The following is a 19,963-nucleotide window of genomic DNA, read 5'->3' on the forward strand; positions in this document are numbered from 1 at the left end:
TCTACTCCTGAACTGGTTGGCAGCGAACCCGGCGTACGTCCAGGTTCGCGATCGGACAGATGTAGTTCGACGCCGGCATCCTTCTGGATGGAATTTGCGCGCTGTGACCCACACCGCCGGGGCGGCCGGAACCCGCGGGGTTCGGTAGGGTTCGCACGGTGAAGGCACTTCGTCGTTTCACCGTCCGTGCCCATTTGCCTGAGCGGTTGGCCGCGCTCGGCGAGCTTGCTACGAACCTGCGCTGGTCGTGGCATCCGCCGACGCAGGATCTGTTCGCCGAGCTGGATCCGCAGCGGTGGCTGGAGCTGGGGCACGATCCGGTGCGGATGCTGGGGGAGGTGCCGGCCGCGCGGGTGGACGAGCTGGCGGCGGACCCGGAGTACGTGCGCCGGGTGGATGCCGCGGCGGCGGATCTGCGCGACTATCTGGCCGCGCCGAGCTGGTTCGAGCGGCGGGCCGGTGAGGAGGGGGTGCGCGGGATCGCGTACTTCTCCATGGAATTCGGGGTCACCGAGGTGCTGCCGAACTATTCGGGTGGGCTCGGGATCCTGGCCGGCGACCACCTGAAGGCGGCCTCGGATCTGGGGCTGCCGTTGATCGGCGTCGGATTGCTGTATCGCTCAGGCTATTTCCGGCAGACGCTGTCGGCGGACGGCTGGCAGACCGAGCACTATCCGGACCTGGATCCGCAGGGCCTGCCCCTGCGGCTGCTCACCTCGGACAACGGTGAATCGGATACCGCGCCGGTGCTGATCCATGTGGCGATGCCGGATCAGCGGGTGCTGCGGGCGCGGGTGTGGATCGCGCAGGTCGGCCGGGTGCCGTTGCTGCTGCTGGATTCCGATATCGCGGAGAACGATCCGGAGTTGCGCGCGGTCACCGACCGGCTCTACGGCGGCGATCAGGAGCACCGGATCCGGCAGGAGATCCTGGCCGGCATCGGCGGCGTGCGCGCGGTTCGCGCCTACACCAATGCCACCGGCCTGCCCGACCCCGACGTGTTCCACATGAACGAGGGCCACGCCGGATTCCTCGGCGTCGAGCGAATCCGCGAATTCGTCTCTGCCGGACAGGATTTCGACACGGCACTGGCCGCGGTGCGGGCGGGCACGGTGTTCACCACGCACACCCCGGTCCCCGCGGGCATCGACCGGTTCCCGATGCCGATGGTGCGCCGCTACTTCGGCGGTGCGCACGGCGAATCCGAATCCGCCATGCTCCCAGGACTTTCCGTGGATCGGATCGTCGCGCTGGGCCGCGAGGCGGACCCGTCCGTCTTCAACATGGCGCACATGGGCCTGCGGCTGGCCCAGCGCGCCAACGGCGTATCGAAACTGCACGGCGAGGTCAGCCGGGAAATGTTCGCCGGACTGTGGCCGGGCTTCGACGCGGCCGAGGTGCCGATCGGCTCGGTCACCAACGGTGTGCACGCCCCCACCTGGGCCGCGCGCGAGTGGTTCGACAAGGCGCGCAAGCACATCGGCGCCGACCTGGTGGAGGAGGCGCGCGGCTGGGAGCGGCTGCGCGACGTCGACCTCGGCGAACTGTGGTCGACGCGAAACGAGTTGCGCGCCATCCTGGTTGGCGAGGTGCGTCGCCGGGTGCGCGCGTCCTGGCTGGACCGTGGCGCCGCGGAAGCCGAATTGGGCTGGGTGGACAGCGTTTTCGACCCCGATGTGCTGACCGTCGGCTTCGCCCGCCGCGTCCCCACCTACAAGCGCCTCACCCTGATGCTGCGCGACCCGGAACGCCTGCGCGCCAGGCTGCTCGACCCGCAACGGCCGATGCAACTGGTCGTCGCGGGCAAGAGCCACCCCGCCGACGACGGCGGCAAGGCGCTCATCCAGCAGGTCGTCCGCTTCGCCGACGACCCGGAGGTGCGTCACCGCATCGTCTTCCTGCCCGACTACGACATGTCGATGGCCCGCTACCTGTATTGGGGCTGCGACGTCTGGCTGAACAACCCGCTGCGCCCCCTAGAGGCGTGCGGCACCTCCGGCATGAAGTCCGCGCTCAACGGCGGCCTCAACCTGTCCATCCGGGACGGCTGGTGGGACGAGATGTTCGACGGCGAGAACGGCTGGGCCATCCCCACCGCCGACGGTGTCCGCGACGAGCACCGCCGCGACGACCTCGAGGCCGCGGCCCTCTACGACCTGTTCGAACGCACCGTCGCGCCGCGCTTCTACGATCGCGACGCCGCGGGCTTGCCGGTGCGCTGGGTCGAGATGGTCCGCCACACTCTGCAAACCCTCGGCCCGAAGGTGCTCGCCTCGCGCATGGTCCGCGACTACGCCGTGGAGTACTACGCGCCCGCCGCGGGGGCCTATCAGAAGGCGACCGCCGACGAGTTCGCCGTCGCTCGCGCCATCGCCGACTACCGGCGCCGCGTCGAATCGGCGTGGCCGTCGGTGAAGGTGATCCAGGTGGACAGCGCCGGCCTGCCGGACACGCCGATCATCGGCGCCAACCTGTCGCTGACCGCGCGCATCGACCTCGGCGGCCTCCAGGTTTCCGACGTTGTCGTGCAGGCGGTGCTCGGCCGGGTGTCGACCGCCGACGACCTGTCCGACGTCACCACCGTCGCCATGAAGCACACCGGATCCGATTCCGGCGTAGAGCTTTTCGCCGTGGATACGCCGGTCCCGCTGTCCGGCGCGGTCGGTTACACGGTGCGGGTGCTGCCGCACAACGAACTGCTGGCGGGCGACGCCGAGCTCGGCTTGGTCGCCGCGCCGAGCGCGTGAACGCTACCGATCCGGGCTGAGCCGGACAAGCCGTCCGAGGTGGTTATCGCTGAGTCGGGTTCCCCGATTCGGTGAATCGTCGGCTAACGTGCCTGGGCACGCCCGTACCACTCCCCGACTGGAGACCGCCCATGGCCACCGCCGTACCGACCGAGCCCCGAGGTCGCGTCGACGCGTTCTTCGGCATCAGCGCGACCGGTTCGACCATGAAACGCGAGCTGATGGCGGGCACGGTCACGTTCCTGGCCATGTCCTATGTGCTCGCCGTGAACCCGTCCGTGCTCGGCGACGAGGGCGCGCTCGGCGCCAAGGGCATTCCGATGCAGGCGGTGTTCACCGCGACCGCCGTCGCCGCGGTGTTCGGCACCCTGGTCATGGGGCTGTGGGCGAAGTATCCGATCGCGCTCGCGCCGGGCATGGGGCTCAACGCGTTCTTCGCCTACTCGGTGGTGCTCGGCATGGGCATTCCGTGGCAGGTCGCGCTGTCCGGGACATTGCTGTCCGGGATCATCTTCTTCCTGCTCGCGGTCACCAAGGTGCGCGAGCGGATCCTCAACGCGATTCCGATGCAGATGAAGCTGGCGGTCGGCGCGGGCATCGGGTTGTTCGTGGCGTTCCTCGGGTTGAAGAACGCGGGCATCGTGGTGAACAGCGACGCGACGCTGGTCACGCTGGGTGACTTCACCAAGGGCACCACCCTGCTGGCGCTGTTCGGGCTCGTCGTGACCGTGGTCTTCCTGGTCATCGGGTGGCACGGCGCGGTGCTCTACGGGATCGTGCTCACCGCCGGTGTCGGCATCGTCAGCGGGCTCGTGGATCTGCCGAACGGGGTCGTCTCGGCGCCCAAGGGGCTCGAGCACACGTTCGGGCAGGCGGTCATTCATCTGCCGGACGCGTTCACCGGGCAGATGGCCGTTGTCATTCTGACCATGCTGTTCGTCGACTTCTTCGATGCCTCGGGCACGTTGATCGGCGTCGCCAACCAGGCCGGCCTGCTGGACAAGGACGGCAAGCTGCCGCGGGCCGCGAGCGCGCTGGCCGCCGATTCCGTCGGCACCATGGCGGGTGCGGTCATCGGTACCTCGACCACCACCGCCTACGTCGAGTCCACCGCGGGCGTGTCCGCGGGCGGGCGCACCGGATTGACCGCCGTGACCACCGCGGGCTGGTTCCTGCTCGCCATGTTCTGTTATCCGATCTTCGCCGTCATCGCCGGTTCCGGGGAGGTGACCGCGCCCGCGTTGATCGTGGTCGGCGTGCTGATGGCGCGGTCGCTCGGCGAGATCGACTGGAATCGGCTCGAGTATTCTGTGCCCGCGTTCATCACCATCGTGATGATGCCGCTGACCTACTCGATCGCGAACGGCCTGGCCATGGGCATGCTGTTCTACCCGATCGTGATGGTCGCCAAGGGGCGGATCAAAGACGTGCACCCCGCGATGTGGGCCCTGCTGGTGATCTTCCTCGGATACTTCTTCTTCCTGGCGGAGTGAACCCTGCGCGGGTTTGAAACGTGGATCACAGCAGGACTGGGGTCTTGGAAGTTAGGGTGCCCTGTGCAAGGATCGGACCGCAGTCCGCTTCATCGCCGAGGCCATTTGACCAGCTGTTCGAATCTGACTTGCAGGGACGAGGACCAGCATGACCACAAAATCTGTTCTGGAACGAGCCACCGCCAACACCGAACTCGACGGCGTCTCCGCCGACATCGGGCTATTGATCATCCGCGTCGTATTCGGCGCCTTACTCGCCGCACACGGGGCGCAGAAACTCTTCGGGTGGTTCTGGGGCTACGGCTGGGACGCCACCACCGCAGGCTTCGACGTCATGGGTTACAACCCAGGCAAATTCTTCGGCACCCTGGCCGGGCTCAGCGAACTGGCCGGTGGCCTGCTTCTCGCAATCGGCCTGCTGACACCGCTAGCCGGCGCCATTGTGCTGGGCACCATGATCAATGCGATCAACGCCACATGGGCACCCGGGCTGTTCGGTCAGAACGGCTGGGAAACCCCGCTGCTGTTCGGCGTCATCGGCGCCGGCTTCGCCTTTACCGGTGCGGGTCGGTTCTCGCTCGACCATGGGCGGCCTTGGCAGCGGCAGGGATTCGTGATCGGCGCGGCCGCCGTCGCGCTGGGCGTGATCGCCGCGGTGATCACACTCATCTTCAAGTGGGTGCTCTGACCTACTGCTGTACCTCGGCGCGGTGACCCATCCGGGTCACCGCGCCTTGCTATGTCACAGCCGGGGAAGTTGCGTCGTCGTCTCGGTGTTGGGCGGAAGAGTTGAGGAACGAGGAGACGGTGATGGGTATCGAGATCAGTAATCCGGTGGGGCTGCACGATCCGGTGGGGTTCGGGTACAGCCATGTGGCTCGGGTGAGTGGGGAACTGGTGCTTATTGCGGGGCAGTACGACTCCGATGGGGAGGGGAATACGACGAGTGATGATTTCGCGGTGCAGGTCGAGAATGCCTTTGCGAATCTCGGAATCGCTTTGCGCTCAGTGGGTTTGGATTATTTGAATGTGGCGCAGTTGCGTACGTTCATCGTCGATCACGACCTCGGCAAGCTTGCGGTTCTGGGTAAGAAGATCGCGGAGATCTGGGGTGAGCGGCCGCCGGTGCAGACATTGAATGGTGTTGCCGCGCTTGCCTTGCCGGGGATGCTGTTCGAGGTGGACGCGGTGGCCGTGCGCGGTTGATCCGGTCCGCCGGCGGGGCGGGAAGGATTGGGCGGATCTGCTTTCGGCGGGACTCGGCAACGTCGGGTCTTCGGCTGACGCTCACGGCGAAAGTGCTCGGCTTCCGCGCTCCCGCAGCGTGACCTCGCACTTCGGCATGCCGCCCAGTCCGAGGACCACCTGCCGAAGTAGGTTGATCGGGTGGGTGAGCGTGCACCCGATTCCGCGGCCGGACTGGAACGATCCAGTTGGATTGCTCTAGTTTGGAATGGAACCAGGGGGAGAGCCAGTGCGTCTTATCCTGTGTCGGGGTGTCTGGGCCGAAGTCAGGAGAGATATGCGAACCGCCATTGTGTCGCCGAAGGTCGCCGCACGGACGGTCCTGGCCGGGATGGCGGTGGTCGGGCTGGTCGCGGGGTGCTCGCCTACGAAGGATGGAACACCGAACCCGGAGGGCACGAGCGGAGCGCCGACCAGTGGACAGCGGACCGTCCAGTTCAACCCGTGCACGGACTTGTCGGATGAGGCATTGCGGGTGACTCACGTAGATCCGGCGACGAAATATGTCGTCACGGATGCGCCAAGGGGCGGGGTCACAGCCCGTATCTGCAAGTGGGACTCGACTCAAGGTCCGTATTTTGTCACCGTGTCATCGACGACGGCCACGCAGGACGAGGCTCGCAAGAACGATTCACTCACCGGATTGCGCGATGTGACGATTGGTCCTCGCTCCGGGCTGATCTACCGGGACAAGTCCGATGCCGGCAACCTGCGGTGTTACGCCAGCATGCCTGCGGCACAGGGCATGTTCGAAGTAACGGTCGGTTGGCGCTATGGGGACCCGGTGACGGGTGATGTTTGCGATCTTGCGGTCGAGCATGCGAAGCAACTCGAGCCGTATCTGCCGAAGTAGCTGGGAGGAGAGCGATGTCGGAATCTGTTCCGGGCGAGAACACCCAAATGCAGGCGATGGTGACTCGTTGGCAGACGTTGAAGAAGCAGGCCGAGGGCGGCGAATTCCGCCTTGACGAGGAGATCGGTCAACAGCTTGCGGACCACGCTGAGCGTATGCGCAGCTCAGTCCAGAGAATGGTCGATGCTGCTGGCGACCTCGAGCACCTGTCCGGTTTCGGCACCCTAGCGTCGGCGGAGGATTTGCGAACCAAGTTCGCACTCAAGGCAAACAATGGCGACGATTCGGCAGTTAAGCGACTTCAGCAGAGCGTCGAGGTTGCCACTCTGATGCGCGACACATACAAGCTCGCCATCGGCAAGCTGACTGAGTCGGATCAGTCCGCCGCAGACAAGCTTGCTCAGCTAAACGCAGGAGCCTCGTGATGGCCTCGTTCAACGATTGGCTGGTAGCTATCGGTGCGGGAAGCATCACCAACTCACGGCATGAGGCTGACAAGAACAAGCACACCGACCAACAGCAAGCGTCCGACGAAAAGGCAAAGTGGGACCAGGATCGTGGGTACGTAAACAACGAGTGGTCGAGCTTGCTGTCGGAGTACGGCAGTGACAAATTCGATGGTCGCGCCATCAAGACCCAGGATCCGTTCGAGACCATGTCCCATCAGGCGATTTACGATGCGCTGCAAGGCGTGCAGTCGGACGCGATCAACACCAAAGCCGATGGCTGGCGCCGGTTGTCCGACAGCGCGAGGGCCGCGGTCGACGAGTTCTCCAAGGGCGTAGAGCAATCCATCACTCAGCACTGGAACGGAAAATCCGGACAGGGCGCCATCGATGCCACCCGTGAGTTCACGACTTCGTTCTCGAAGCTGGCGGCGACGTTTCAAATGGTCGGACACGGTTTGGATCTGACGCAAGGGCATTTGGCTCAGGCCAAGGGCTCTGTCGGTAAACCGGACAACTACACGTTCGGTGACAAGATCCTCGATTCGTTGCCTGGGCAGAACATCCTCAAGGGCCCCACCTACCGTGCGAATGAGGCAGAGAGCGACGCGCGTCTCGTCATGACCCAGTACTACCGACCCGGCGTCAACGAGGTCGACGGCATCACCCCGATCCTCCCCGAGCCCACCAGCACCGTCGGCAAGAACGACCCCGGTGGGCCGAACAGCAGTCCGAATTCGGATCAGCCGGGTAGTCCGAACAGCAACAACCCGTCCGGCTCGCCGGATACGACGGACAAGAAGTCCACGGACTATTCGAAGAAGCAGGACAGTGCCGTCGACCCGTCGACGCAGCCGGCGAGTATGAATCCGAGCGACACCACGGATAAGAAGGCGGCGAACACGACGCCGGCCTCGACGACGCCGGCGAACACGCCGACCGACGATCCGACGAAGACGAAGACACCTTCGACGCCGTCGACCCCGACGAACCACCCCACCACGACGTTCCCGGGCTCGCCGTCGCGCACCCCGGGCACTCCGAGTACCACCACCCCGGCTCCGAGCAAGAGCATCCCAGGCAAGGCGGGAACCCCCGCCACCACCGCCGCGTCGACCGCCGCCCGCGCCGCGTCGTCCGGCAAGCCGGGCACCGCCGGCGCACCGGGTATGGGCGCGGGTGCGGGGCGCGGCAAGGGGGACGAGGACGGGGAGCACAAGACCCCGGATTACCTGATCTACGACCGTGGTTCGGAACTGCTGGGCACGCAGCCACCCGCGCTGCCGCCGGGCGGGGTCATCGGCGGATGAACGAATCCCGCTGGCGCCTGGACGGTTTGATGTTCGAGCTGGCGCTGGAGGCGCTCGGCCGGGACCGCCTGCCTTATCCGCTGCGCTACACGATCGAAGGCGTCGAGGCCTACGAGGACTATCAGCGGCTGCGCGCGAATGCGCGGCAACAGCTGGCTGGTTTCGCGAGCCCGGAATTGTTCAACGCGCTGAATGTGTTGCTGGAACCGCAGGTTCGGGTCGAGGTGCACGGTTTCTTCGGACGCGATTTCCATCAGGTGGTGCGCGTGCATGCGGGCATGACCCAACGCGCCGCGACGGTCGCCGTCCAATTGCCGGGCCCGACACAGGAATACGGGCGCGACATCCTGCTGACCCGTTGCCCGCCGCAGGCGTTACCCGCGCAGATCGCCGCACAGCTGCCGAATTGCGCGCCGGGCAAATACCCGACGATCAGTGGCCGCCGCTCGGATCTGACCAGGGTCGAATACGCCAAGCATCCGACGCGTCTTTCGCACACCGAGCAACTCAACCGCATCGTCCGCCGTCCCCGCTCCGGGCTGGGCGAGGTCGGTGTGTTCGCCGGCGGCGCGATCGACAGCAGGCCGACCACCGACGGCCGCGGTTTCCACTGGATGGACTACCTGCCCGCCGATGGCCGATACCTGCTGCACAATCACGGCGACGACGAGTTCACCCTGACTCCGGCCTCGGCCGAGGAGGTCCAGCGGCAACTGCGCTCGCTCATCGAAACCACCTACCGCGCGGTGGCGCACAGCTGGTAGTCAAGGGCGCAACACCAGCACGGTATTCGCGCCGTGATGGAATTCGTAATCGATCTCCCGGAGTCCGGTGCGAATACCTTTGTCTTCCAATTCTTTTCGGAGATATGCGACGAGGTCGTGCTGTGCGTTGCCGAGGTGATCGACCAGCGGATAGGCGCGGACCTCGCCCGCGCAGACGCGGGCCAGCTCGACCAGGGCGGCCAGGTGAAAATCGGCGTCGAGCCGGTCGGCATAGGTGAACAGCAGGTGGGAGCTGAGCGCCAGGTCGAAGCTGTCGTCGGGAAAGGGGAGCGACGGCAGTTCGGCGGCGACATACCGTCCAGGATTGACGAGTACATCGTCGCCGAATAGGCGGGCCGCCGCGTGCCGCATCTCGCGGTGCTGACGCGGGCCGCCGTACCAATCCCACCGGTATCTTTCCGAATGCGCGGTGGCCCAATCGCTTCCGCGATCGGTCTCGGCGATCGCGAGTCCGCGCAGGTCACCGGGTGGGCGACGGTAGACCGGATCGGTGGCGGTGACCTGGGCGCCGAGTGCACTCGCCTCGGCCGTGAAACTCGCTGCGCCGCCAGGGCAGTCGAGAATTCGGCCGTGCAGATCGGCGTCGGTGAGGGAGAAAATCGCGCGATACTCGGCCAATGATCTAGAGCTGACCAGGAATTCGCCTAGGACGTCACTGTCGTAAGGGTGCTTCATCTGGAAACGGTCTCATGCGCGGACCGGCGCGCGGAGGAATTTGTGGTGTCCCCGCGCCGCGTGCAGGGCTTGGCGCGGGGACCGCCGATACATTCGGTGTGGGAATTGGGGGTTCACCGAAGTACCACCTTTAATTTACTTCTGTCCGGAAGCATATGCGCGCCAATGTGCGCTGTTTCACACCGCGTTTTCGGTGAGTCGCTTCAGCGCTTTCACCACGACCTCCGGGTTGGAGGTCTCCCAGTACGGCGGCAGCGAGGCGCGCAGGTAGCCGCCGTAGCGGGCGGTGGCCAGCCGGGAGTCGAGGATGGCGACCACCCCGCGATCGTCGACGCTGCGCAACAGCCGTCCGGTGCCCTGCGCCAGCAGCAGCGCCGCGTGATTGGCCGCGATCGCCATGAACCCGTTGCCGCCGCGCGACTCGACCGCGCGCTGCCGCGCGGTGAGCAGCGGATCGTCGGGGCGCGGGAACGGAATCCGGTCCAGGATCACCAGGCTCAGCGACGGGCCGGGCACGTCGACGCCCTGCCACAGCGACAGCGTGCCGAACAGCGAGGTCTCCGGATCGTCGGCGAACTTGCGCACCAGCGCGCCGGTCGAATCGTCACCCTGGCACAGCACGGGCGTGTCCAGCCGTTCGCGCAACGCCTCGGTCGCCGCCTTGGCCGCGCGCATCGAGGAGAACAGCCCGAGCGTGCGTCCGCCCGCGGCCTTGATGAGCCGCTCGATCTCGTCCAGGTAGGCGGGCGCGAGACCGTCGCGGCCCGGCGCGGGCAGATGCTTGGCGACGTAGAGGATGCCGGACTTGGCGTGGTCGAACGGCGATCCGACGTCGAGCGAACTCCAGCGCACCTTGTCGGCGTCGGCGGGCGCCTGGGCGCCGTTGGCCAGGCTGGGGTCGGACTGGTTCGATGACTGCGCGGGCAGCCCCCAGGTGACCGCGAGCCCGTCGAACGAGCCGCCGATTTGCAGCGTCGCCGAGGTGAGCACCACCGTCGCGGTGCCGAACAGCCTGCTGCGCAACAACCCGCCCACCGACAGCGGCGCCATCCGCAGCGAGCGCCGGGCGACGCCGCGCATCTCCTCGGCGGACAGCCAGATGACGTCGTGGCGTTTCGCCGGATCCGGTTCGTCGAACGCGGTGAGCGCGCGCACCGCGCTGTCGTGGATCTCGTCGATCGCGGCCAGCGCCTGGGTGCGCGCGGCGGCGGTCTCGACGTCACCCTGCTGGGTGGTGCCGCCCTGCGGCGCGAGCGCGGTGCGGGCGTTCCACGCGGCGTCGCGGACCAGGGCCAGGACCGGCGCGACACCGTCGGGCAGCCGTTCCCAGCGGGCAGCGGGCAGCTCCGCCAGGACGTCGTGCCACGCCTCGGCCGCGCCCTCGAGGCGGTCCACCTCGCGTTCATCGATGAGCTTGGTGCAGCGGCGCGCGGCCGCGCTGATCGCCGACGAGGCCAGGTCGGCGGTGGCCACGCCGGTGACCCGGTCGACCAGTTCGTGTGCTTCGTCGATGACCACCACGTCGTGTTCGGGCAACACCTGGATACCGCTGATGGCGTCGATGGCCAGCAGCGCGTGGTTGGTCACCACCACGTCGGCCTGCGCGGACTCGGCGCGGGCCTTCTCGGCGAAGCAGTCCTGACCGAACGGGCAGCGCGACTTGCCGAGGCATTCGCGCGAGGACACGCTGACCTGCTTCCAGGCGCGGTCGGTGACGCCGGGCACGAGTTCGTCCCGGTCGCCGGTCTCGGTGTCGGAGACCCACTCGTTGAGCCGCTGCACCTCGCGCCCGAGCCGGGAGATGGCGAACGCGTCGAACAGCTCCGCCTCCGGCTCCTCCGGGACCACGCTGTTGATCTTGTTCAGGCACAGATAGTTGTTGCGCCCCTTGAGGATCGCGAACTTCGCCGCGCGTCCGAGCGGCTTGCTCAGCGCCTCGGACAGCCGCGGCAGGTCCCGGTCGACGAGCTGGCGTTGCAGCGCGATGGTCGCGGTCGACACCACCACCGTGCGCCCGGTGCGCACCGCGTGCCGCAGGCTGGGCACCAGGTAGGCCAGCGACTTGCCGGTCCCGGTGCCGGCCTGCACGGCCAGGTGCTCCTTGGTGTCGATCGCGTGGTCCACCGCGGTCGCCATCGTCACCTGCCCGACGCGCTCTTTCCCGCCGAGCGCCTGCACGGCAGTGGCCAAAAGTTCGGGGACGGCGGGGAGTTCGGGCACCCGAGCAGCCTACTGCCCGGGACCGACACCGATGGCGGCCGTCGCGCCGATCCGGCTACCCGGAAACGCTTCCCTCGAGGTCGACGCCCGCGGCGCGCATGCGGGCCAGCGCGGCCTCGGTGGTGTCGGCGCCGACGCCGGCGGTCAGGTCGAGAAGGACGCGGGTGTCGAAGCCCTCGATCCGGGCGTCCAGCGCGGTCGCGCGCACGCAGTGATCGGTGGCGATGCCGACGACGTCGACCGCCTCGATGCGGTGCTCGCGCAGCCAGTCGGCCAGTGCGGTCCCGTCCTCGGCAGCGCCCTCGAAACCGGAGTAGGCGGCGGAATACGCGCCCTTGGAGAAGATTTCCCGCACGGTCGAGGTATCGAAGTTCGGATGGAATTCCGCACCCGGTGTCCCGACCCGGCAATGCGGTGGCCATGAATCGACGAAATCCGGATGCGTGGAGAAGTGCTCACCGGGATCGATGTGATAGTCGCGGGTTGCGACGATCGCGGTGTAGTCCGACGCCGCGATGTGCTCGCTGATCCGGGACGCGACCGCGGCGCCACCGGCGACGGCGAGCGACCCGCCCTCGCAGAAATCGTTCTGTACATCGACGACGATCAGGGCCCGGGTCATCATGACCTCCCGCGGTGTGAACTGAGTACCTCTGGTGCATTGTGCCGCTCGGCGCGATCACCGAACCATGGGGCTTGCGGTAACGCCTTGTCCGCACTGTAAACATCGCGAACCCGCCCGTTGATTACTTGGTGCCCCTATTTTCCCGGGCAACACCACGACTCAGCGCACGGAGCATCCATGACCCGCACCAGACTCTCGACCAGCGTCCTCACCTGCACCATCGCCTACCTCGCGACCACGATCCTGCTCGGCAACCGTCCGGCGAGCGAAGCCGACTGGGTCCGCTTCGCCGCCAGTGGGGTCCTGTTCGCGATGCTGTTCGCGGCCGGTCTGCTGTTGCTGCTCCGGCTGGCCAGGCGTTGAGTGCTCAGCTCACGAATGTGGTGGGCACGGCCGGTTCCCCGGCCGAGAGCTTCAGCCCCTCCCACGGCAGGCTGATCAGTCCGTTCGCCACATGGTCGCGGCTGTCCGGCAGCGTGGGCAGGTCGTCGACCGGCTTGCCCCCGCGCACCAGCGGAACGAGCAGCTCACGCGCCTCGAATCCATGTGCCGCCGGCGCGGGCCCGGCCGCCGGGTAGACGATCTCCTCGACGATCGTGCCGGTCTGCCGGGACAACCGGACCGCCTTCTTCGTCCCGCCGCGCGACTCCTTGTGACTGCTGCGCTTGGCGACCGGCACGCCTTCGACCTCCACGAGCTTGTAGACCATGCCCGCGGTGGGCGCGCCCGACCCGGTCACCAGCGAGGTGCCGACGCCGTACACATCGACCGGTTCGGCGCGCAGCGCGGCGATGGCGTATTCGTCGAGATCACCGGACACCACGATGCGGGTCTTGGTCGCGCCGAGACTGTCCAGCTGGTCGCGCACCTGCCTGGCCAGCACGCCGAGATCGCCGGAATCGATGCGTACGCCGCCGAGCTCCGGGCCGGCCACCTCGATCGCCGTGGCGACACCGCGGGTGATGTCGTAGGTGTCCACCAGCAGCGTGGTGCCGATGCCGAGCGCCGCGACCTGACTGCGGAATGCCGCCGCCTCGTGTTCTCCGTCAGAGCGGTTACCCACCCCGTCGGCGCCGCCGGCTGCCGCCCCCGCGTGCAACAGGGTGAACGCGTGCGCACTGGTTCCCGCGCCCGGCACGCCGTAGCGCCGCACCGCCTCCAGATTCGAGGTGGCGTCGAAGCCGGCCAGATAGGCGGCCCGCGAGCTGTCCGGCGCGGCCAGTTCGTGGGTGCGCCGCGACCCCATCTCGATCATCCGGCGCCCGCCCGACGCGCTGACCATCCGGGCGGCGGCCGAGGCGATCGCGCTGTCGTGATTGAGGATCGACAGCGCCAGGGTCTCCAGCACGACGCATTCGGCGAAGCTGCCGCGCACCGAAAGGATGGGGGAGCCGGGGAAATACAGCTCGCCCTCGGCATAGCCGTCGATGTCACCGGTGAACCGGTATTCGCGCAGCCAATCCACCGTCTGTGCGGGCAGGAAGTGGGCGATCACCGCCAGCTCCGGCTCGCCGAATCGGAACCGCTCCAGCGCGTCGAGCAGCCGCCCGGTGCCCGCGACCACGCCGTAGCGGCGGCCGTGGGGCAGGCGGCGGGCGAAGACCTCGAAGGTGCATCGGCGATGCGCGGATTCGTCGGCCAGCGCGGCGGCCAGCATGGTCAGTTCGTACTGGTCGGTCAGCAGTGCGGTGCTGGTGACGCCGTCGCGGATATCCACGCTGCCAACTGTAGACAGGACGGTCGGCTTTCAGCTCGCGCAAGTCCGGTGAATGCGTGATGCCGCCGGGAGCGAACGCGCGAGGCCGCTGGGAGCGCTTGCCAGCGCGAACGCGCGAGGCCGCATGATAGGCGGGGGCCCGGTCAGCGAGTCGGGAAATGCTCGAAACAGTGCTCAGTAGGGTGTTGCTCAATCGGAGTCGAGTCGTACCCTTGACGTCATGGCCTTGTGCAACACAGTCCTAGGTGGCGCCGCGGTGGACGCCTTGGACGCGACACTGTCAGCGGCACAGGCGACCCCCGAGGCGGTCGAATACACCGAGATCTTGGAGGCGGAAGATCGCCCGTGGGTCACTGTGGTCTGGGACGACCCGGTCAATCTCATGCACTACGTCGCCTACATCTTCCAGAAGCTGTTCGGCTACAGCAAAGCGAAGGCGAACGAGCTGATGCTCTGCGTGCACAACGAGGGCAAAGCGGTGGTCTCGTCGGGCTCGCGGGACAAGATGGAACATGACGTCCAGCGGCTGCACGCGGCGGGACTCTGGGCGACCATGCAGCGGGACGACTGATCAGGACGACTACCCTGGCGCCGTGCGGAAGTGGAGCAGGAAGAACTCGCTGAGCGGCCTCAAACTGCGATCCGAGATGGACGCACGTGAGGCCAACGTGCTGCGCTCGCTGGTCGGTGCGGTCTCCGGGCTGCTCACCGAACGAGCCGAGTCGGCGCCCGAGGACGACCTGGCCGCGCTGACCGGATTGCGCACCGGAAACACCGCCGCGCCCGACGATCCGCGGCTGCGCCGCCTGCTGCCGGACTTCCATCGCAGCGAACCCGGTTCCCCCGACGCCGACCGCGCCGACCTCAACAGCGCGCTGCGCGGGCTGCACGAGCCGGAGATCATCGACGCCAAGCTGGCCGCGGGCAGCGTCATCCTGGACACCGTGCCGACCTCCGGCGGCAAGATCGTACTCACGCCGGAGCAGGCCGACGCCTGGCTGACCGCGCTCACCGACGTCCGGCTGGCGCTGGGCACGGTGCTCGGCATCGACGCGGACACTCCCGACCACCTCGGCCCGGACGACCCGCGCGCGCCGCACCTGGACGTCTACCACTGGCTCACCTGGATGCAGGACTCGTTGCTGCAAGCCCTGGCCCCCTGAGCCGACACCGGCATCCGGCACGAACGGTCACCCTCGATTCCGGCGTCCACGCGACGATGATGCGGCACGGTCCCCACGGGAACCGGGTAAGACGGGTAGAACAGAACGTAGATCGACCGTCGCCGCGACCGAGTGTCAGGAGCAAGTGTGAAGGTGCAAGCCGGGCAACGTAATTCGCTCACCGATGTATCCGGCCTGCTGGTCGGTCATCACACCGCGCTGGACCCGGACGCCACGCTCGGCTCCGGCGCGGCGACCGGGACCACCGTCGTCTACGCGCCGGGCGGGGCGACGGCCGCGGCCGACGTGCGCGGCGGCGGTCCGGGCACCAGGGAAACCGACGTGCTCGACCTGGCCCGCACCATGCGCCGGGCCAACGCGATCGTGCTCACCGGCGGCAGCGCCTACGGTCTCGCGGCGGCCGACGGGGTGATGCGCTGGCTCGAGGAGCAGCGCGAGGGCATCCCGATGGATCCGACCAACCCGAGCCGGGTGGTGCCGATCGTGCCGGGCGCGGTGATCTACGACCTTCCGTTGGGCGCGTGGGACATTCGGCCCACCGCCGAGTTCGGCTACCAGGCCGCGGCCGCCGCCTCGCTCGACTTCGAGCGCGGCGTGGTCGGCGGCGGCGTCGGTGCCCGCGCCGGTTCGATCAAGGGCGGCGTCGGCACCGCGAGCGTGGTGCTCGGCGACGGGCTCGCCGCCGGGGCCACGGTGTCCGCGCTGGTCGTGGCGAACGCGGCGGGCTCGGTGTTCGACCCGCGCACCGGGCTGCCGTGGGGCGTCGGCACCGACGGACCGGAGCACTTCGGCCTGCGGCCGCCGACCGCCGAGCAGCTGGCGAAGGCGAATGCGCTGCCCGCGAAAAGCATGCGGCTCAACACGACCATCGGCGTGGTGGCGACGGACGCGCCACTGGATCCGATCGGTTGTCAGCGGCTGGCCATGACCGCCCACGACGGGCTCGCCCGCGCGATCCGCCCGGCGCACGGACCGTTCGACGGCGACGCGTTCTTCGCGCTGTCGACCGGTACCTGGCAGCCGCCGGCCGCGACCTTCGAGCTGCCGCCCGCGTTCCCGCCGGACATCCTGATGGTCGACCTGCTCGGCACCGCCGCCGCGCTCTGCGTGGAACGCGCGATCGTGGACGCGATCCTGTCCGCCGTGTCGGTCGGGGAAGTCCCTGCGTACAGCGATCTATTTCCCCGCTAGCCGCGGAGAACACCGGACCAGCCGAAGCGCCCGGGGAATAGCCGAATATTCTGACTCGTTGTCGACAGCGACAGGTCGGCACTGCGGAAAGGTTTGACTCGTGCTGGTGATCAGGGCCGACCTCGTGGAGGCAATGGTGGCGCACGCGCGCGCCGATCACCCCGACGAGGCGTGCGGCGTCATCGCCGGACCGGAGGATTCGGATCGGCCGGAGCGCTTCATCGCCATGGTCAACGCCGAGCGTTCGCCCACCTTCTACCGTTTCGATTCCGGGGAACAGCTCAAAGTCTGGCGCGCGATGGACGACGCCGACGAGACCCCGGTGGTGATCTACCACTCGCACACCGCCACTGAGGCGTACCCGAGCCGCACCGACGTGTCCTACGCGTCCGAGCCGTTCGCGCACTATGTGCTGATCTCCACCCGCGATCCCGAGCAGCACGAGCTGCGCAGCTACCGGATCGTCGACGGCGAGGTCACCGAGGAGCCGGTGCAGATCGTCGACGCGTACGAAACCGCCTGAACCGATGCTTGTTCGTGAAACCGAGGAGTTCTCATGCCGGTAACCGTGTCCATCCCGACCATCATGCGTGGCCTCACCGGAGGGGAGAAGCGCGTGCAGGCGCAGGGCGCCACGCTCAGTGCGCTGATCACCGACCTCGACGCGAACCACCCCGGCCTGGCCGAGCGGCTGCTCAAGGATGGCAAGCTGAACCGCTACGTCAACATCTACGTCGACGATGAGGACGTGCGCTTCGCCGGCGGCCTCGAGGCCGAGGTGCCCGCCGACGCGAGCGTCACCATCCTGCCCGCCGTCGCCGGCGGCTGACCGGCCCGTGGCGCGTTATGAATCGCTGATCGCGACCCTCGGCAATACGCCCCTGGTCGGCCTGCGCACGCTGTCCCCGCAGTGGGACGGCGAGAACCATGTGCGGCTGTGGGCCAAGCTGGAGGACCGCAACCCGACCGGCTCGATCAAGGACCGCCCGGCGCTGCGCATGATCGAACAGGCCGAGGCTGACGGCAGGTTGACTCCCGGCTGCACCATCCTGGAACCGACCAGTGGCAACACCGGCATCTCGCTGGCCATGGCCGCCAAGCTCAAGGGCTACCGGATGGTGTGCGTGATGCCGGAGAACACCTCGGTGGAGCGACGGCAGCTGCTCACCATGTTCGGCGCGCAGATCATCGACTCGCCGGCGGCCGGCGGGTCGAATCAGGCGGTGGCGCTGGCGAAGCAGATCGCCGGGGAGAACCCGGACTGGGTGATGCTGTACCAGTACGGCAATCCCGCGAACGCGCTGGCGCATTACGAGACCACCGGCCCGGAGATCCTGGCCGATCTGCCGGAGATCACGCACTTCGTCGCGGGCCTCGGCACCACCGGAACGCTCATGGGCACCGGTCGTTTTCTGCGCGAGCAGGTCCCCGGCATCGAGATCGTGGCGGCCGAACCGCGCTACGGCGAGCTGGTCTACGGGCTGCGCAACATCGATGAGGGGTTCATCCCCGAGTTGTACGACGAGTCGGTGCTCACCACCCGGTTCTCCGTCGGCCCGTTCGACGCGGTCAAGCGCACCCGCGAGCTGGTGTCCGAGGAGGGCATTTTCGCGGGCATCTCGACCGGCGCGATCCTGCACGCGGCGCTCGGCGTCGCCCGCAAGGTGGCGAAGGCGGGCAAGCGCGCCGACATCGCGTTCGTGGTCGCCGACGGCGGCTGGAAATACCTGTCGACCGGCGCCTACGACGGCACGCTGGAAGAGGCCGAGGAACGGCTCGACGGCCAACTCTGGGCATAGCGCCCGACGGCGGCCGCGCCGGTACCCTCGAAATAGCGGGAGGACGGCTCGCACCCGAGTCGTCCGCCGGCTCGACGAGGAGGCTGCGATGACCGGCGGTTCGGGAATCGGTTCGTCATTCGACCCCGATCGGATCGCGGCGATCCGGGCACAGTTGGGGAATCCGGGCGCGTCGGCCCCGCGGACCGCGGCGGGCGCCCCGGTGAAGTCGAACAATTTCGCCGTCGTCCGGCAATTGTGGTTGCGCGCGGGCGTTCTCATCGCGGGTTTCGTGGTGCTGCTCTACGGCATCGAAGGTGTCGACACCCTCGATGACAACCAACTCGACAACGCGGGCATCCATCCCCGATCCGCCGACGGACTCTGGGGCATCCTGTTCGCCCCGCTCCTGCATCACGGCTGGCCGCATCTGATCGGCAACACCGTTCCGGTCCTGGTCCTGGGCTTTCTCGCCCTGCTCGCCGGCATCGGCCGCGGCCTGGCCGCCACCGCGATCATCTGGGTCGTGGCCGGCGTCGGCACCTGGCTGACCGGCGGTTCCGGCAGCGTGCACCTCGGCGCGTCGGTCCTGGTATTCGGCTGGCTGACCTTCCTGATCTCGCGCGGCTGGTTCGCCCGCAATCTCGGTCAGATCATCCTAGGACTCGTGGTGCTGGCCGTTTACGGCTCTGTATTGTGGGGTGTATTACCCGGCCAAGCTGGAATCTCTTGGCAGGGCCATCTTTTCGGGGCGGTGGGTGGACTGCTCGCCGGCTGGGTACTCTCTGGTGATGCACGCCGAAATCGTCGCGGGGATCAGGCCGGAATCATTGCGTCGCCACGGTGATTCCGCAGCTCGGAACGGAATGTGGGGGATCGGTTCTTGAGTGAGAATTCGTCGTGGGAGCATGGGGGAATGCGCCTCACCGTCCTCGGGTGCTCGGGCAGCGTGTCCGGCCCGGATTCCCCAGCGTCGGGCTATCTGCTGACCGGGCCGGATATGACGCCCGTGGTGATCGATTTCGGTCCCGGCGTGCTCGGCGCGTTGCAGCGCTACGCCGATCCCGGTGAGGTCGACATCTTCCTCACCCATCTGCACGCCGACCACTGCCTGGATCTGCCGGGCCTGCTGGTCTGGCGGCGCTACCATCCGACCCCGCCGGTCGGCCGGGCCATCGTGCGCGGTCCGTCGGACAGCGCGCTGCGCATCGGCAATGCCTCGGCCGAGGTCGGCGGCGAATGCGACGACTGGTCCGACGTGATCGACCACCGGGCGTGGGCGGAGGGCGAGGAGATCGAATTCGGGCCCGGCCACACCGTGTCCGCGCGCCGGATGTTCCACCCGCCGGAGTCCTACGGCCTGCGCATCGTCACCGCCGCCGGACGCACCTTCGTCTACACCGGCGACACCGCGATGTGCGACTCGGTCAACGAACTCGCGCAGGGCGCCGACATCCTGATGGCCGAGGCGTCCTGGACCCACGATCCGGCGAATCGTCCGCCCGGGATTCATCTTTCGGGCACCGAGGCCGGCCAGATCGCGGCGCGGGCGGGCGTGAAGGAGCTGCTGCTCACCCACATCCCGCCGTGGACCTCGCGCGAGGACGTCATCGCCGAGGCCAAGGCGCAGTTCTCCGGGCCGGTCCACGCCGTCGCACCGGGCGAGACCTTCGATCTCTGACCGGGTCCCCGGC

General features: G+C 67.8%; 21 protein-coding genes. 17 read left to right on the forward strand and 4 right to left on the reverse strand.

The window, feature by feature from the left end:
• The first annotated feature begins 158 nt into the window (after positions 1-158).
• From glgP to ACFYO1_RS00140, 8 genes are all read left to right on the forward strand, one after another.
• Positions 159-2,747: an alpha-glucan family phosphorylase gene (gene glgP / locus ACFYO1_RS00105; protein ID WP_387225566.1), complete on the forward strand. Its 2,589-nt coding sequence runs from the start codon at positions 159-161 to the stop codon at positions 2,745-2,747.
• 131 nt (positions 2,748-2,878) lie between these two features.
• The gene (locus ACFYO1_RS00110; RefSeq protein WP_378720414.1) at positions 2,879-4,240 is read left to right on the forward strand and encodes an NCS2 family permease; all 1,362 of its coding nucleotides are present in this window, start codon (positions 2,879-2,881) and stop codon (positions 4,238-4,240) included.
• A 148-nt stretch (positions 4,241-4,388) separates the two neighbouring features.
• Positions 4,389-4,928 (forward strand): DoxX family protein, encoded by a 540-nt coding sequence (locus tag ACFYO1_RS00115; RefSeq protein ID WP_387225568.1) that lies wholly within the window; start codon positions 4,389-4,391, stop codon positions 4,926-4,928.
• A gap of 122 nt (positions 4,929-5,050) precedes the next feature.
• Positions 5,051-5,446 (forward strand): RidA family protein, encoded by a 396-nt coding sequence (locus ACFYO1_RS00120; RefSeq protein ID WP_387225570.1) that lies wholly within the window; start codon positions 5,051-5,053, stop codon positions 5,444-5,446.
• 316 nt (positions 5,447-5,762) lie between these two features.
• A complete protein-coding gene (locus tag ACFYO1_RS00125) occupies positions 5,763-6,338 on the forward strand; it encodes a DUF3558 domain-containing protein (RefSeq protein ID WP_387225572.1) in 576 nt (191 codons plus the stop codon).
• 14 nt (positions 6,339-6,352) lie between these two features.
• Positions 6,353-6,763: a hypothetical protein gene (locus ACFYO1_RS00130; protein ID WP_387225574.1), complete on the forward strand. Its 411-nt coding sequence runs from the start codon at positions 6,353-6,355 to the stop codon at positions 6,761-6,763.
• The gene (locus ACFYO1_RS00135) at positions 6,763-8,094 is read left to right on the forward strand and encodes a hypothetical protein (RefSeq protein ID WP_387225576.1); all 1,332 of its coding nucleotides are present in this window, start codon (positions 6,763-6,765) and stop codon (positions 8,092-8,094) included. Before ACFYO1_RS00130 ends, ACFYO1_RS00135 begins: the two co-directional genes overlap by 1 nt.
• Positions 8,091-8,858, forward strand: coding sequence for an ESX secretion-associated protein EspG (locus ACFYO1_RS00140; RefSeq protein ID WP_387225578.1), 768 nt, complete (start codon positions 8,091-8,093; stop codon positions 8,856-8,858). The genes ACFYO1_RS00135 and ACFYO1_RS00140 overlap by 4 nt, the downstream gene beginning before the upstream one ends.
• Here the strand turns inward: ACFYO1_RS00140 and ACFYO1_RS00145 are convergent, their stop codons facing one another.
• The 3 genes from ACFYO1_RS00145 to ACFYO1_RS00155 all read right to left on the reverse strand — a co-directional run bounded on the left by ACFYO1_RS00145 (position 8,859) and on the right by ACFYO1_RS00155 (position 12,396).
• On the reverse strand, positions 8,859-9,554 hold the full coding sequence (locus ACFYO1_RS00145; protein ID WP_387225580.1) for a methyltransferase domain-containing protein: 696 nt from the start codon (positions 9,552-9,554) through the stop codon (positions 8,859-8,861).
• Positions 9,555-9,731: 177 nt separating this feature from the next.
• Positions 9,732-11,774 carry an ATP-dependent DNA helicase gene (locus ACFYO1_RS00150; RefSeq protein WP_387225582.1) on the reverse strand — a complete coding sequence of 681 codons (2,043 nt, stop codon included), beginning with the start codon at positions 11,772-11,774 and terminating at the stop codon, positions 9,732-9,734.
• Between the two features lie 55 nt (positions 11,775-11,829).
• Positions 11,830-12,396 carry an isochorismatase family protein gene (locus ACFYO1_RS00155; protein ID WP_387225584.1) on the reverse strand — a complete coding sequence of 189 codons (567 nt, stop codon included), beginning with the start codon at positions 12,394-12,396 and terminating at the stop codon, positions 11,830-11,832.
• A 180-nt stretch (positions 12,397-12,576) separates the two neighbouring features.
• Between ACFYO1_RS00155 and ACFYO1_RS00160 the strand changes: the two genes are divergently transcribed.
• Positions 12,577-12,762 carry a hypothetical protein gene (locus ACFYO1_RS00160; protein WP_387225586.1) on the forward strand — a complete coding sequence of 62 codons (186 nt, stop codon included), beginning with the start codon at positions 12,577-12,579 and terminating at the stop codon, positions 12,760-12,762.
• 4 nt (positions 12,763-12,766) lie between these two features.
• On the opposite strand, the gene ACFYO1_RS00165 is transcribed toward ACFYO1_RS00160, so the two are convergent.
• The gene (locus ACFYO1_RS00165) at positions 12,767-14,116 is read right to left on the reverse strand and encodes a nicotinate phosphoribosyltransferase (RefSeq protein ID WP_387225588.1); all 1,350 of its coding nucleotides are present in this window, start codon (positions 14,114-14,116) and stop codon (positions 12,767-12,769) included.
• A gap of 220 nt (positions 14,117-14,336) precedes the next feature.
• On the opposite strand from ACFYO1_RS00165, the gene clpS reads away from it, so the two are divergent.
• The 8 genes from clpS (at position 14,337) to ACFYO1_RS00205 (ending at position 19,950) form a co-directional block, all read left to right on the forward strand.
• On the forward strand, positions 14,337-14,687 hold the full coding sequence (clpS, locus tag ACFYO1_RS00170) for an ATP-dependent Clp protease adapter ClpS (protein ID WP_387225590.1): 351 nt from the start codon (positions 14,337-14,339) through the stop codon (positions 14,685-14,687).
• A 22-nt stretch (positions 14,688-14,709) separates the two neighbouring features.
• Positions 14,710-15,279 carry a DUF2017 domain-containing protein gene (locus tag ACFYO1_RS00175; protein WP_378720428.1) on the forward strand — a complete coding sequence of 190 codons (570 nt, stop codon included), beginning with the start codon at positions 14,710-14,712 and terminating at the stop codon, positions 15,277-15,279.
• A gap of 147 nt (positions 15,280-15,426) precedes the next feature.
• Positions 15,427-16,491 carry a P1 family peptidase gene (locus ACFYO1_RS00180; RefSeq protein WP_387225592.1) on the forward strand — a complete coding sequence of 355 codons (1,065 nt, stop codon included), beginning with the start codon at positions 15,427-15,429 and terminating at the stop codon, positions 16,489-16,491.
• A gap of 100 nt (positions 16,492-16,591) precedes the next feature.
• Positions 16,592-17,014: a Mov34/MPN/PAD-1 family protein gene (locus tag ACFYO1_RS00185; protein WP_150403637.1), complete on the forward strand. Its 423-nt coding sequence runs from the start codon at positions 16,592-16,594 to the stop codon at positions 17,012-17,014.
• Between the two features lie 33 nt (positions 17,015-17,047).
• The gene (locus ACFYO1_RS00190; protein WP_387225594.1) at positions 17,048-17,320 is read left to right on the forward strand and encodes a MoaD/ThiS family protein; all 273 of its coding nucleotides are present in this window, start codon (positions 17,048-17,050) and stop codon (positions 17,318-17,320) included.
• A 7-nt stretch (positions 17,321-17,327) separates the two neighbouring features.
• Positions 17,328-18,290, forward strand: coding sequence for a PLP-dependent cysteine synthase family protein (locus tag ACFYO1_RS00195; protein ID WP_387225596.1), 963 nt, complete (start codon positions 17,328-17,330; stop codon positions 18,288-18,290).
• Between the two features lie 88 nt (positions 18,291-18,378).
• Positions 18,379-19,116 carry a rhomboid family intramembrane serine protease gene (locus tag ACFYO1_RS00200; RefSeq protein WP_387225598.1) on the forward strand — a complete coding sequence of 246 codons (738 nt, stop codon included), beginning with the start codon at positions 18,379-18,381 and terminating at the stop codon, positions 19,114-19,116.
• A 69-nt stretch (positions 19,117-19,185) separates the two neighbouring features.
• Positions 19,186-19,950 (forward strand): cyclic nucleotide-degrading phosphodiesterase, encoded by a 765-nt coding sequence (locus ACFYO1_RS00205; RefSeq protein WP_387225600.1) that lies wholly within the window; start codon positions 19,186-19,188, stop codon positions 19,948-19,950.
• The last annotated feature ends 13 nt before the right edge of the window (positions 19,951-19,963 follow it).

Source organism: Nocardia sp. NPDC006044, from assembly GCF_042871115.1.
Classification (GTDB): Bacteria; Actinomycetota; Actinomycetes; order Mycobacteriales; family Mycobacteriaceae; genus Nocardia.